Annotated in this window: 14 protein-coding genes and 1 pseudogene; 10 read left to right on the top strand and 5 right to left on the bottom strand. The window is 44.5% G+C overall.

Annotated elements, in window-relative coordinates; genetic code table 11:
- Positions 1-48: 48 nt before the first annotated feature.
- Genes HMPREF2685_RS09195 through HMPREF2685_RS09185 form a run of 3 tightly spaced genes read right to left on the bottom strand, consistent with a single transcriptional unit; the run spans position 49 to position 2,378 of the window.
- The gene (locus HMPREF2685_RS09195) at positions 49-462 is read right to left on the bottom strand and encodes a hypothetical protein (RefSeq protein WP_302692975.1); all 414 of its coding nucleotides are present in this window, start codon (positions 460-462) and stop codon (positions 49-51) included.
- On the bottom strand, positions 437-1,339 hold the full coding sequence (locus HMPREF2685_RS09190; RefSeq protein WP_070466499.1) for a phosphodiester glycosidase family protein: 903 nt from the start codon (positions 1,337-1,339) through the stop codon (positions 437-439). The genes HMPREF2685_RS09195 and HMPREF2685_RS09190 overlap by 26 nt, the downstream gene beginning before the upstream one ends.
- On the bottom strand, positions 1,326-2,378 hold the full coding sequence (locus tag HMPREF2685_RS09185; RefSeq protein WP_070466497.1) for a bifunctional glycosyltransferase family 2/GtrA family protein: 1,053 nt from the start codon (positions 2,376-2,378) through the stop codon (positions 1,326-1,328). Before HMPREF2685_RS09185 ends, HMPREF2685_RS09190 begins: the two co-directional genes overlap by 14 nt.
- A gap of 303 nt (positions 2,379-2,681) precedes the next feature.
- On the opposite strand from HMPREF2685_RS09185, the gene rpsF reads away from it, so the two are divergent.
- The 4 genes from rpsF (at position 2,682) to HMPREF2685_RS09165 (ending at position 4,550) form a co-directional block, all read left to right on the top strand.
- On the top strand, positions 2,682-2,972 hold the full coding sequence (rpsF, locus tag HMPREF2685_RS09180; protein WP_003005040.1) for a 30S ribosomal protein S6: 291 nt from the start codon (positions 2,682-2,684) through the stop codon (positions 2,970-2,972).
- A gap of 20 nt (positions 2,973-2,992) precedes the next feature.
- Entirely contained in the window at positions 2,993-3,490 is a 498-nt protein-coding gene (locus HMPREF2685_RS09175) for a single-stranded DNA-binding protein (RefSeq protein ID WP_003008622.1), read from the top strand.
- 41 nt (positions 3,491-3,531) lie between these two features.
- Entirely contained in the window at positions 3,532-3,771 is a 240-nt protein-coding gene (gene rpsR, locus HMPREF2685_RS09170; RefSeq protein ID WP_000068664.1) for a 30S ribosomal protein S18, read from the top strand.
- Positions 3,772-4,028: 257 nt separating this feature from the next.
- The gene (locus HMPREF2685_RS09165; RefSeq protein ID WP_070466495.1) at positions 4,029-4,550 is read left to right on the top strand and encodes a GNAT family N-acetyltransferase; all 522 of its coding nucleotides are present in this window, start codon (positions 4,029-4,031) and stop codon (positions 4,548-4,550) included.
- 34 nt (positions 4,551-4,584) lie between these two features.
- Here HMPREF2685_RS09165 and HMPREF2685_RS09160 read toward each other — a convergent pair whose 3' ends face one another.
- Together HMPREF2685_RS09160 and HMPREF2685_RS09155 are read right to left on the bottom strand one after the other, a co-directional pair.
- Positions 4,585-5,262, bottom strand: a complete 678-nt coding sequence (locus tag HMPREF2685_RS09160) for a DUF1129 domain-containing protein (RefSeq protein ID WP_013904094.1) — start codon at positions 5,260-5,262, stop codon at positions 4,585-4,587.
- Positions 5,263-5,290: 28 nt separating this feature from the next.
- Positions 5,291-6,235, bottom strand: coding sequence for a magnesium transporter CorA family protein (locus tag HMPREF2685_RS09155; protein ID WP_070466493.1), 945 nt, complete (start codon positions 6,233-6,235; stop codon positions 5,291-5,293).
- 121 nt (positions 6,236-6,356) lie between these two features.
- Between HMPREF2685_RS09155 and uvrA the strand changes: the two genes are divergently transcribed.
- The 6 genes and pseudogenes from uvrA to efp all read left to right on the top strand — a co-directional run bounded on the left by uvrA (position 6,357) and on the right by efp (position 13,099).
- On the top strand, positions 6,357-9,182 hold the full coding sequence (gene uvrA / locus HMPREF2685_RS09150; protein WP_070466492.1) for an excinuclease ABC subunit UvrA: 2,826 nt from the start codon (positions 6,357-6,359) through the stop codon (positions 9,180-9,182).
- Positions 9,179-10,246 carry a M24 family metallopeptidase gene (locus HMPREF2685_RS09145; RefSeq protein ID WP_070466490.1) on the top strand — a complete coding sequence of 356 codons (1,068 nt, stop codon included), beginning with the start codon at positions 9,179-9,181 and terminating at the stop codon, positions 10,244-10,246. Before uvrA ends, HMPREF2685_RS09145 begins: the two co-directional genes overlap by 4 nt.
- 56 nt (positions 10,247-10,302) lie before the next feature.
- Positions 10,303-10,653, top strand: a complete 351-nt coding sequence (locus HMPREF2685_RS10895) for a hypothetical protein (protein ID WP_261710583.1) — start codon at positions 10,303-10,305, stop codon at positions 10,651-10,653.
- Between the two features lie 18 nt (positions 10,654-10,671).
- Positions 10,672-11,271 carry a TIM44-like domain-containing protein gene (locus tag HMPREF2685_RS10890; protein ID WP_315940851.1) on the top strand — a complete coding sequence of 200 codons (600 nt, stop codon included), beginning with the start codon at positions 10,672-10,674 and terminating at the stop codon, positions 11,269-11,271.
- An 8-nt stretch (positions 11,272-11,279) separates the two neighbouring features.
- A pseudogene (locus tag HMPREF2685_RS09135) lies at positions 11,280-12,390 on the top strand (SPFH domain-containing protein).
- A gap of 148 nt (positions 12,391-12,538) precedes the next feature.
- On the top strand, positions 12,539-13,099 hold the full coding sequence (gene efp, locus HMPREF2685_RS09130) for an elongation factor P (protein ID WP_049474080.1): 561 nt from the start codon (positions 12,539-12,541) through the stop codon (positions 13,097-13,099).
- Positions 13,100-13,103 lie beyond the last annotated feature (4 nt).

Below are 13,103 nucleotides of genomic sequence, written 5' to 3'. Positions count from 1 at the left end.
TACCCTAAAAAACGTCCGTTCTTTTAAGAAACGGACGTTTTTGATGTCTTAGGCTGTTTTCTCCACCCAGACACTGCGGACAAAGAAGAGGCTGATCAGAGCTAGTGCTAGAAAGGCAAGGCCAAGGTAATAATAGGGCTGATCCATTGTGGTGGAGCGGCCAGAGAGGTTGACAATCCCTCGGTAGAGGGCTCCGGCTGTGAGCGTAGCCACTCCTGAATTCCAAAGATTGAGACTCAGGCGAGAGAGGCCTTTCACCATCAACTGTAGAACCACTAACAGTGCCCCACCGACCAAAGGAATCAAGAAGAGGTAGTGCATGAAGGCAGAGGTTTCGCCAAAACTAAAGTGTTCATAGATGCGACTTCCGACAAAGAAGAAAGCTGAAATCAGAGTATACCAGAGAATCGTTTTTTTCAACCGTTGTTTAATAGGATTAGTAACCGATGTAGACAATGTCACTCACCGCCCTTTCTGAGATAGTACCATTTGTAGTTGGTTTGTTGATGACTTTTCCGTTAAAGTAGAGGGTAGAAGATCCGCCACCATCAAGGTTGTAGGCTGTTTTGACGCCATAAGACTTCATCACTTCTGCTAATTGGTAGAGAGACAGGCCTTGGCTTTCTGAAGTCCGTCCGTCTGACACGACGATAATGTAGTGGTTTTCATCGATGATCCCAATCGCTGTCCGTGGATTTGATGCCATAGATTGCCCGACCTCTGAGCTGGTATCGACGGTAATTTCTCCATTTTCAACTAAGGAAGGACCGAAAGCGAGGAGATTGACGACCCCGCCTTTGACCAATTGATCCGCAGAGATCTCATCTTCATAGATAATTTTGAAGGATCCATCCTTATAAATGGCCAGGTCCCCATTGCTTGAATCTTCCCGAACGGTATCGCGGTAGACCACTCCATTTCGGATGACGTATCCTGTGCTGTTAGCCCCGTAATAGTCACCGTTCACTGCTAGAATAGCACTGTTGTTGGCGGCCGTGACGGAGGTCTTAGCCGTTACATTTGTCCCGTAGGTGTTTTGTGCAAAGGCTGTTTTGAGATAATCTGCCGAGCTGACTGTGATATCTGCGATGTAAACCTGGGTATTTTCAACTGTTTTTTCTGTTAAAGTCACCTGGATATTGTCATCTGAATAGCTAGTATCGGTCGTTGTAGCTGAAGCAGCTGCTTTTTTGGCTGCCTTGGTGTCCGTAGTCGTAGCTTTTACGGTTTGGATGGCATCGGATAAGACAAAGGTCTTGAGCATCGAGTAGCTAAAACTGCTGGTCAAAAGAAGGCCAAAGCAGGCAGCATAGGTATAGGATTTTTTAAAGAATTTCATGGTGGGGAGCAGTCCTTTCTTTGAAGATCACTTTTTTCTGGATCACCCATGAGACCAGAAAGAGGAGGAAGCCGACGACAATCTTACTGATCAGGAGATTGAGTCCGAAAGCAGTATAGAAGAGTCGAATTAAGAGCGTATCGAGAATAAAGAGGCCGAGGGCTAGGCCAAAGTAGCCACTTCCAGTTTTAGCGACGCTGTCTTTGTTCTTAAAGACTAGGTGCTTATTGGTCGAGTAGTTAAAGATGGAACTCGTCACACGAGCGATCCCATTCGCTAGGAGAATACGTAGACTAATGGGCACGGCCATCATCACGAAGAGGAAGAAGGCGTAGACCAGATAGTCAACGATAAAACTACTCAGAGAGGAGAGGGCAAACTTGAACATGTCCTTGTAGATCATGATGCCATCCCGAATAGGTCGGAAATGGGAGCCTTCGTTGTCATTGATGTAGACCGTCTCGATGGGAACTTCCACGATGGGGAAGGAGTTGCTTGCTGCGAGGAGCACATTCATTTCGTACTCATACCGTTGTCCTTCAACCTCAAGCATGAAAGGCAAGAGATTCGTAGTGAAAGCCCGTAAGCCCGTTTGGGTATCGCTGACCGCCACCCCTGTTTGTTGCTTAAACAAGAAGCGGGTCAATTTATTCCCGAAAGCAGAACGCAAAGGAACTTTTCCAGAGAAGGCGCGTGCTCCTAGAATAAGTGTTCCAGGATGCTCTTGAGATTGGTTAACAACCCTGAAAATATCCCAAATTTTGTGCTGACCGTCTGCATCAGCTGTAACAATGCTTCCATAGGTACCTCTTTCTAGGATGTAGGCATAAGCAGTCTTGAGAGATTGTCCTTTTCCTTGGTTGTGCTCGTGGGTCAGGACTGTTGCAAGACCGTCCAATTTGTCAAAAATCGCTTTCTTGTCAGCGTCACTCCCATCGTCGACCACGATGATGTGGAGATCGCTCTTAGCATGGACCAAGCGAACCAGTTTGACAAGATTCAGATCCGGTTGATAGGCGGGGATGATAAGATAATTCATAATCGTTCCTCGTTTCTTGAGATTTGTTGTAGCTAGTATAAAGACTCAAGCTTAAAGCTAACTGATATCAGTTTTCTTTAAGGAAAGAGGAGAAAGAAGGGGAGGGGTTTCTTCTATAAAATGTCATTTTTTAGGACATTTCTTTCTTTTTTCTCGAAGGGGACGTCCAGAATCATTTTTTAAATCCTAAAGATAATTCTTGCCTTTGTTCCAAAAGTCTGGTATAATAGTTTCTTGTGAGTAAACCTCACTTACCCCTTGCAAAGACAGGGGGTCATTAGTCCAAAAGGAGGAACATTATCAATGGCTAAATACGAAATTCTTTATATTATTCGTCCAAACATTGAAGAAGAAGCTAAAAACGCTTTGGTAGCACGTTTCGATTCTATCTTGACTGACAACGGTGCAACTGTTGTTGAATCAAAAGATTGGGAAAAACGTCGTCTTGCATACGAAATCCAAGATTTCCGTGAAGGACTTTACCACATCGTAAACGTTGAAGCGAACGACGCTGTAGCTCTTAACGAGTTCGACCGTCTTTCAAAAATCAACGGTGACATTCTTCGTCACATGATCGTAAAAGTTGACGCGTAAGAAATCATCAGAGGTGACTTATGATTAACAATGTTGTACTTGTCGGTCGTATGACCCGTGATGCTGAACTTCGCTACACTCCAAGCAATCAAGCAGTTGCTACTTTCAGCCTAGCTGTCAACCGCAACTTCAAGAGTCAAAATGGAGAACGCGAAGCCGATTTCATCAACTGTGTGATCTGGCGTCAGCAAGCAGAAAACTTAGCCAACTGGGCTAAGAAAGGTGCTTTGATTGGGATTACCGGTCGCATTCAAACACGTAATTACGAAAACCAGCAAGGTCAACGTGTTTATGTCACTGAAGTCGTAGCAGACAGCTTCCAACTATTGGAAAGCCGTGCAGCACGCGAAGGGCATGCAGGTGGTGGTTATTCATCAGGCAACGGTGGTTTTGCTGGAAATGCAACCCCAAGCTTTGGTGGATCTGAACCAAGCAATGCAGCGCCAAACTTTGGTCGTGAAGAAAATCCATTTGGAGCGAATCCAATGGATATCTCAGACGACGATCTTCCATTCTAAGAATGGGTTTAACGAATTAAAACTATAAAGGAGAATTAAACATGGCTCAACAACGTCGTGGCGGATTCAAACGCCGTAAAAAAGTTGATTACATCGCAGCAAACAAAATCGAATATGTCGATTACAAAGATACTGAGCTTCTTAGCCGTTTCGTTTCAGAACGTGGGAAAATCCTTCCTCGTCGTGTAACTGGAACTTCAGCGAAGAACCAACGTAAAGTAACAACAGCTATCAAACGCGCTCGCGTAATGGCTTTGATGCCTTTCGTAAACGAAGATTAAAAAAAAGACCCTAACGGGTCTTTTTTTCATGAGCTTGAAGACAAGAGAGCGAATTAAGACCCAAACGGGTCTTTTTTTCACGAGCTTGGAAATGTAAGGGCGAGTTGAGGTCCAGTGGACCTCTTTTTCAGACCCATTGGATCTTTTTTTGCGAGCATAGAAATGTGATAGTGTGTTAGGTCCGTGTGAAGCTCTTTGAACTTTCCCAAGCTCTGATTATGCTATAATGAGGGGAGAAAGGTATCAAGGAGGGAACTATGAAGGAAGGTGTAATCATCAGGAGGATGATAAAGGCAGATATTGAGCACATCTCTCAAGCTTTTATCCACCAAGGGTGGCCGGGTAGAGAGGATATCTTGACTAGCTATTTTCAGGAGCAGGAGAATAGAGAGAGGGACGTATTAGTAGCTGAGTCGGATGGATTTGTGGCAGGCTATATCACTATATTGCCTGCTGCCAAGCACGGCCCTTTCGTGGGAGTCTATCCTGAACTATCTGATTTTAATGTTTTTGAACCATTTAGAAATCGAGGGATTGGGAATCAACTCTTAGAGGAGGCAGAAAAAAGAGTCTGGCTACTATCAGAGATTGTTACTTTAGGGGTTGGTTTACACTCGGGTTATGGTCCAGCTCAAAGACTGTATGTCAAACGGGGCTATATCCCAGATGGATCTGGGGTTTGGTTTAGGGATCACTCCTTGGCCCCTTACAGTTCTTGTGAAAACAATGATGACTTAGTCCTCTATTTTTCAAAAAGATTGAACAGGGAAATACAGTAAAACAAAAACGGATGAAAACTTCATCCGTTTCTTTTTAGCGTCGAGTTGCTGGTGCTGTGCTCGAACTTTTAATATTAAAGCGTTTCTTGAGGTAGAAGCGAAGGACAAGTGCTAAAGCTCCTAAAACGATGGCAAGGACATCTGGAATAGTTGGGTTGAGAACCTGTGGGAGTAAGGAAGTAAAGGACAAGACAATGACCCAAAGGAACATGACTCCAACAAGAATCGGCATAGATTTCCAAAGAGAAGGACGCTCGCTACGATCTTTGGTACCATCCATATACTGATAGAAGAAGTAGTACATGAGGTATAAGAGCAGAGCCCCTGTCAAACTTCCAAGGATTAAGGTGATCAAACCATAGCCAGTACGACGAGGTGCAACCAAGTTCATAAAGGCGCTAATCGCAGCAAAGACTCCAAAGATAAAGAGGAAGGAATCCAAAATCATGAGAGAGGGGGCATCGTTTAATTTCGGATGCTCTTTTTCATAGCGTTCTTTCTCGCTGAAAGAGTTCGCCCATACAGTTGGAGCTCCAAAAAGGGTCCGTGCCGGAATTCCTTTTCCTTGGTTTTCATGGATAGCTGGTAGAATTTCCTGGATGAGGCTTTCTGCTTCTTCCTCTGTCTTTCCATTTTCAAGCAATTGGTGTTTGGCGATACGGATAAATTCTTGATTTTTCTTGCTTAGTTGATTCAAATCAAATTGAGACATAAATACTCCTTAGTGTTATTAGTAGGTGTTAGAACCATTTTTTATGGATGAGGTAGACGACGAGAGACCCGGTCAGGGCAAAGGCGATGATAATGATCAGCCAGAAGGCATGGGGTTCGCCATTGAGCGGAAGCTCATTGTCCTTGAAGTTCATCCCGTAGGCCGAAAAGATCATGGTTGGAATGGACATGACAATGGTAACGAGAGCCAGAGTTTTCATGATGTTGTTCTGGTTGTTGGAGATAATCGATGCGAAGGTATCGGTCATGGAGTGCAGGATATTTCCATAAATATCTGCCATCTCGATGGCCTGCTGGGTTTCGATCAAGGTATCTTCCAACAGATCCTCGTCTTCTAAGTATTTCTTGATGTTACTTGTAGCGCTGGTCAATTTCTTGATCACGCGCTCATTGGTTTTCAGAGAGGCTTTAAAGTAGACGATGGTTTTTTCCAGCTCCATCAACTCAATCAGCTCTTCATTACGCGTTGATTTGTGCAATTGACTTTCAATCTGCTCGCTTTTGCGATCCAAGGTACGAAGCGCTGACAAGTAGAGTTCAGCGTTACGATAGAGGATCTGAAAGATAAAGCGTGACCGCATAAAGGTATAGAAATTCCGCAAGCGTCGGTTGATAAAGATATCGAGAAGCGGCAATTTCTCCAAGCAAGTCGTGATAATAGCCTCTTCTGTCAGGATAATCCCTAGCGGAATGGTCACGTAGTAGGTCTGATTGTTCCGCTCTTCCTTGATGGGAACGTCGACGATGATCAAGGTATATTCATCTTCGATGGTCATACGGGACATTTCTTCCGCATCGAGTGGTGCCCGTAAGTCGGCAATATCGATATTAAAAGCAGAGGCGATTTCCATCGATTCACTTTGAGAAGGGTTCACAAGGTTGATCCAGCTACCAGGTTCCAGCGTCTCTATTTCCTTAAATTCAGTCGTTGTCGATAAAAAGACCTGTTTCATGGTGCCTCCCCTTGTTTTTTTACACCTTAACATTATATCAGAAAAAGGACGGTTTTGGATAAAAGAATACTAAAAAATTTGTTATAATGGAGGTTAACAAAAAGGTGATTAGAGTAAGAACATGCAAGATAAAATTGTCATTCATGGGGCACGCGCCCATAATTTAAAAAATATAGATGTGGAAATTCCACGGGACAAATTAGTCGTGGTGACGGGTTTGTCTGGTTCTGGAAAGTCCAGTCTGGCCTTTGATACCCTCTATGCAGAAGGTCAGCGCCGCTACGTGGAGAGCTTATCGGCCTATGCCCGGCAATTCTTGGGAAATATGGAAAAACCAGATGTGGACTCCATTGACGGCTTGAGTCCAGCTATCTCCATCGACCAAAAAACGACCAGCAAAAACCCCCGTTCTACAGTGGGGACGGCAACAGAGATCAATGACTACCTGCGCTTGCTCTATGCGCGTGTAGGGACGCCTTATTGTATCAATGGGCATGGAGCGATTACAGCTTCTTCGGTTGAGCAAATTGTCGATCAAGTCTTGGAATTACCAGAGCGCCAACGCCTGCAAATTCTAGCTCCTATTATTCGCAAGAAAAAAGGCCAGCACAAGAATATCATTGAAAAAGTCCAAAAAGACGGCTATGTCCGGGTGCGGGTCGATGGTGAGATCTATGATGTGACAGAGGTTCCAGAACTATCTAAAAGCAAGCAGCACACGATTGAAGTAGTTGTGGACCGAATCGTGATCAAAGAGGGCATCCGCTCGCGGCTCTTTGATTCGATTGAAGCAGCTCTTCGGATTGCGGATGGTTATGTGGTGATTGATACCATGGATGGCAAGGAATTGCTCTTTTCTGAGCATTATGCTTGTCCAGTCTGTGGCTTTACCGTTCCTGAATTAGAGCCCCGCCTCTTTTCTTTCAATGCGCCTTTTGGATCTTGTCCAGATTGTGATGGGCTGGGTATTAAGCTAGAGGTGGATTTAGATTTGGTGGTGCCAGATGATCGCTTAACCCTTCGCGAAGGAGCCCTCGCTCCTTGGAATCCGATCTCTTCCAACTACTATCCACAGATGTTGGAGCAGGCCATGATCCATTTTGGCGTTGATATGGACCAGCCGTTTTCTGATCTTTCTCAAGAAGAAAAGGACTTGGTCCTCTATGGGTCAAATGGCAAGGAATTCCACTTCCACTATGAAAATGAATTTGGTGGAGTTCGGGATATCGAGATTCCTTTTGAAGGGGTCGTAAACAATATTCACCGTCGTTTCCGTGAGACCAATAGTGATTTCACCCGCAACCAAATGCGCTCTTATATGAACGAATTGACCTGTGCGACCTGCCATGGCTACCGTCTCAATGACCAGGCTCTCTCTGTTCGTGTCGGAGGAGAAAAGGGGATGCATATCGGGGAAGTGTCAGATCTATCGATTGCGGACCACTTAAAAGCCGTGGACCAGCTGATCTTAACGGACAATGAAGCTACGATTGCAAGACCGATCCTAAAAGAGATTAAGGATCGCTTAACCTTCTTAAACAATGTGGGGCTCAATTACTTGACCCTGTCACGATCGGCTGGGACCTTATCAGGTGGAGAAAGCCAGCGCATTCGCTTGGCAACCCAGATCGGTTCCAACCTCTCTGGTGTCCTTTACATCTTGGATGAGCCGTCTATCGGCCTCCATCAAAGGGACAATGACCGCCTGATTGCCAGTCTCAAGAAGATGCGCGATTTAGGCAATACCTTGATTGTCGTCGAACATGATGAAGATACCATGAGAGAGGCAGACTACCTGATCGACGTCGGCCCAGGTGCCGGTGTCTTTGGGGGAGAGATCGTTGCAGCAGGAACTCCAAAGCAGGTGGCACGCAACAGCAAATCCATCACTGGCCAGTATTTGTCCGGCAAGCGCAAGATTCCGGTTCCAACAGAGCGCCGTTCAGGAAATGGCCGCTCTATTGAAATTACAGGAGCAAGTGAGAATAACTTACAAGACATCACAGTACGCTTTCCTCTAGGAAAATTCATCGCAGTCACTGGAGTTTCCGGTTCTGGAAAATCGACCTTGATCAATGGCATCTTGAAAAAAGCCATCGCTCAAAAGCTCAACCGCAATTCGGAAAAACCAGGGAAATACAAGACGATTCAGGGGATTGAGCATATCGATCGCTTGATCGACATTGATCAAAGCCCGATTGGTCGGACTCCTCGTTCCAATCCAGCGACCTATACAGGCGTCTTCGATGATATTCGTGATCTCTTTGCTCAGACCAATGAAGCCAAAATTCGGGGCTATAAAAAAGGCCGCTTTAGTTTCAATGTCAAGGGTGGGCGTTGTGAAGCCTGCTCAGGAGATGGGATCATCAAGATTGAAATGCACTTCTTGCCAGATGTCTTTGTCCCTTGTGAGGTCTGCCATGGACGTCGATACAATAGTGAAACCCTCGAAGTCCACTACAAGGAAAAAAATATCGCAGAAGTTCTGGATATGACGGTCAATAAGGCAGTCGAATTCTTCAAGCACATTCCAAAAATTGAACGCAAACTCAAGACCATCCAAGATGTGGGCTTGGGCTATGTAACGCTGGGGCAACCAGCGACCACCCTTTCAGGTGGGGAAGCGCAGCGAATGAAGTTGGCTTCTGAATTGCACAAGCGCTCTACAGGAAAATCCTTCTATATCTTGGATGAACCAACGACCGGACTCCATACCGAAGACATTTCTCGCTTGATCAAAGTCTTAGAGCGGTTTGTGGATGATGGCAATACAGTCCTTGTGATTGAGCACAATTTAGATGTTATTAAGACAGCAGATCATATCATCGATTTAGGACCAGAAGGCGGTGTCGGTGGTGGAACCATTATTGCGACCGGAACACCAGAAGAAGTAGCAGCAAATCCTGCTAGCTACACAGGACAATATTTGAAAGGAAAATTACAATGAATCAACGGATCAGCTACTTAAGAAACAAAATGAAAGCCCAAAACCTCAAAGCGGTATTGATTAACAATTTGAAAAATGTTTATTATTTAACCAATTTCTGGGGTTCAAACGGGACCGCTTTGGTGACAGAAGAACGCGTGGTACTCTTTACAGATTCGCGCTACACCATCCATGCCCATGCGACTTGTTTCCCCTTTGTAGAGATTGTGGAAACCCGCGATGAGTTGACTGCAGCTGCAGAGATCGTTAAGGACCTTGGAATCAAAGAACTTGGTTTTGAGGATGAAGTGACGGTGGCCTACCATGCCCGCATGGCTTCTGTTTTCAGTGGTATTAGCCTTCAATCCCTAGCGAACTTTGTCATGGAATTGCGCTTGATTAAAGATGAGACCGAGATTGCGGCGATTAAAAAAGCTTGTAGCATCTCTGACCAAGCCTTCCATGATATTTTAGACTATATCAAGGTAGGGAAAACGACAGAGTTGGAAGCAGCGACTTTCCTAGATTTTAGAATGCGGGAGTTAGGAGCTTCTGGTGTATCTTTTGATATTATCTCAGCAGCTGGTGAACGCTCTGCCATGCCTCATGCGACTCCAAGTGATCGGGTCATTTCAGCAGGAGATGCCTTGACCCTTGATTTTGGTTGCTTGTATAATCACTATGTTAGCGATATGACACGGACAATCTATGCAGGACATGTCAGCGACAAGGAAAGAGAGATTTACGAAACCGTTTTGAAAGCCAATCAAGCCTTGATTGATGCTGCTAAAGATGGACTTGGCTTCCGTGATTTTGATAAAATCCCACGTGATGTGATCGAGGCAGCCGGCTATGGTCAATACTTTACTCATGGAATCGGTCATGGAATTGGGCTAGATATCCACGAAGAACCATACTTCAGCCAAACGTCTAAAGAAGCGATTCAAGCAGGTATGGTCTTAACAGATGAGCCAGGTATTTATATCGAAGGTCTCTCTGGCGTGCGGATCGAAGATGACCTCTTGATTACAGAAACTGGCTGTGAAGTCTTGACTCTTGCTCCTAAAGAATTGATTGTCCTATAAAATAGACAGTATTTTCTTAACCCCTGTGTAACAAACAAAGATAAGAAATGAGGCCTATGAAAAAACGAATTTTAGTATTGGGAATTCTTCTAGTAGCCCTTCTATTTGCATTTGCTCCTTCTGCTCATGCTGGTGTCGGCAATACGCATAGTGGTGGTAGTAGCACTATTCATTCTGGCGGTGGTGGTGGTAGTAGCTGGTCTGGAGGGGGAAGTAGCTGGTCTGGTGGCAGTAGCTGGTCTGGTGGATCCAGTAGCTACAGTTCTAGTTCTGGATCAGACTCTGGTGGGGCGGTAGCAGTTGTCGCCATCATTGGATTGATTGGATTTGTCTATAATATTGCAAAAGAGGCTAATGAGAGTGATGATTCGTCCTATTCAAATAGTGGTCCAAAACGGACAACCTAAGAACGGGCGGGTCGACCAATTGAGAACAACTATGAAGCGATTCGCCGCATCCGTAAACTGGATCCAATGTTTGATGAAGACCGCTTCTTGTCGCAAGTTAAGCTGGTTTATCTTCAATTGCAGTCTGCCTGGACAGAAAAAGATTGGAATTCTGTGCGGAACTTAGAAAGTACGAGTCTTTATGAGCAGCACTTGACGCAGTTACAAGAGCATATTCGTGCCAAAACAACCAATGTTCTAGAGCGCGTATGTGTGGAAGATTCGAAGATCAAAGACTTTATCGAAAATCCAGAAGGCAATGACCGCATTGAAGTCATTCTGTCTTCGACGATGAGAGATTACATTCGAAATGATGAAACGGGTCGTGTGATCGAAGGGGATCCAACCAAAGATCTCTTTACCGTTTACCGCATGGTCTTCCTCCGTGAACATGGAGCCCAGACAGAGATCATTAAGAATTCAGAAGTCGTTAGTGATCACTGTCCGAACTGTGGTGCGCCACTAACGATCGATTCAATCGACAAGTGTGAATATTGCCAAGCATCCTTGAAGCACAATCCAAAAGATTGGGTCTTGGATGTCTACGAAGTTGTGGATGAAATTGAATTCTACAGATAGGAGAATGTATGGGATTTATTAAAGCAGCCCTTTCAGCGGGCATTTCAAGTTTTCAAGATAGTAAATTTAAGGAAGCCATTACCTTGCCGGAAGCTGTTCCAGCAACAGCTTTGGCCATTAAGGGACAGCTCTTGACCAAAGATCCAGATGGGCGCTCTCGTCAGAGCAACCAAAATACGGGTCTATTGACAGATGGCTCTGTTGTCATTGTTCCCCAAGGCTATGTTGCTCTCTTGGTCAATAATGGAACGTTTCTAGGAGACCTTCTAGAAGCAGGGAGTCACGAATGGCAAGCCGGTGAAAATGCCTGGTTGTTTGAAAAGGGTGGTGTGAAAGGAACGTGGGATCAGTTCAAGAATCGTTTCTCATTTGGAGGCCAAGTGGTCACCCAACAAGAAATTATTTTTGTGCGGATGCAACCTTTTACAGGAAATAAATTTGGCACTCAAAATCCAGTTGAGTACTTTAGCGACCGTTACCAACAGCTTCTGAGCATTCGCTTTTATGGTCTCTATGATGTCAAAATAGCAGATCCGGTTCTTTTCTATGTCAGTGCAGTCAGTCGCCAAATTACGGCAGATAAACCTTTTACCTTGGAAGATGTAGCTCAGGGAACCTTGCGCCAAAACCTCGCTCCAAAAATTGCCGTCGCCCTTTCAAAATATACGGCTGAAAATAAGGCAGATATCTACAATATCAATGCAGACCAAGACGTCTTCAATGAAGTCGCAAAACGCGAAGTCAACAAAACGTGGTCAGAATTATATGGTATTGAATTAACCAATCAATGTCCTGATCGAAGATCTGAGCTACGATGCTGATAGTATGGCCAAGGTTAATAAACTGGACAGTGAATTGGCAGCCATGAAGTACAATACCATCGAAATTGAAGAGCGTCGCGCCCGCAATGAGGCCTTGGTGGCAGCTGCCAAAAATGAAGGTAGCAATGGCATGAATATGATTATGGGGATGAATCTGGGTCAAGCTCTGGGAAATGATCTGCAACAACAAGCAGCACCAGCTCAAGACAAGCCCAAAACCTTCTACATTGAGGTGGATGGCAAATATGTCCATGTGACCAAAGATGCGGATGGTAATATTGTCCCTGTTGACGAATAGAAGGGAACTAGGCTCAGAGATGTAGAGTCTCCAATCGCTAGTCTCTGCACTCTTTCCTTCCTAAAAAGAAAAGATTGCTGTTTGAGAAAAATCAAATAGTGTGTTACAATAAAGAGTAATCTATTTTTAAAAAAAGAGGTAATAAAACATGATCGAAGCAAGTAAATTAAGAGCTGGTATGACGTTTGTCACAGCAGATGGAAAATTGATTCGCGTTTTGGAAGCAAGTCACCACAAACCAGGTAAAGGAAATACCATCATGCGGATGAAATTACGTGATGTCCGTACTGGTTCTACATTTGACACAAGCTACCGTCCAGAAGAAAAATTTGAACAAGCGATTCTTGAGACTGTCCCAGCCCAATACTTGTACCAAATGGACGACACAGCCTACTTCATGAACACAGAAACTTATGACCAATACGAAATCCCTGTCGTCAATGTTGAAAATGAATTGCTTTACATTCTTGAAAATTCAGAAGTGAAAATTCAATTCTACGGAAATGAAGTGATTGGGGTAACTGTACCAACTACTGTTGAATTGACAGTCACAGAAACTCAACCATCGATCAAAGGTGCTACAGTGACTGGTTCTGGAAAACCAGCAACAATGGAAACAGGACTTGTTGTAAACGTTCCAGACTTCATCGAAGCAGGACAAAAACTCGTTATCAACACTGCAGAAGGAACTTACGTTTCTCGTGCGTAAGAGA

This window comes from Streptococcus sp. HMSC074F05 (assembly GCF_001808725.1).
GTDB lineage: Bacteria > Bacillota > Bacilli > Lactobacillales > Streptococcaceae > Streptococcus > Streptococcus parasanguinis_I.
The sequence above is the reverse complement of the archived record's forward strand: the minus strand, read 5'-3'. Positions and strand labels throughout refer to the sequence as shown.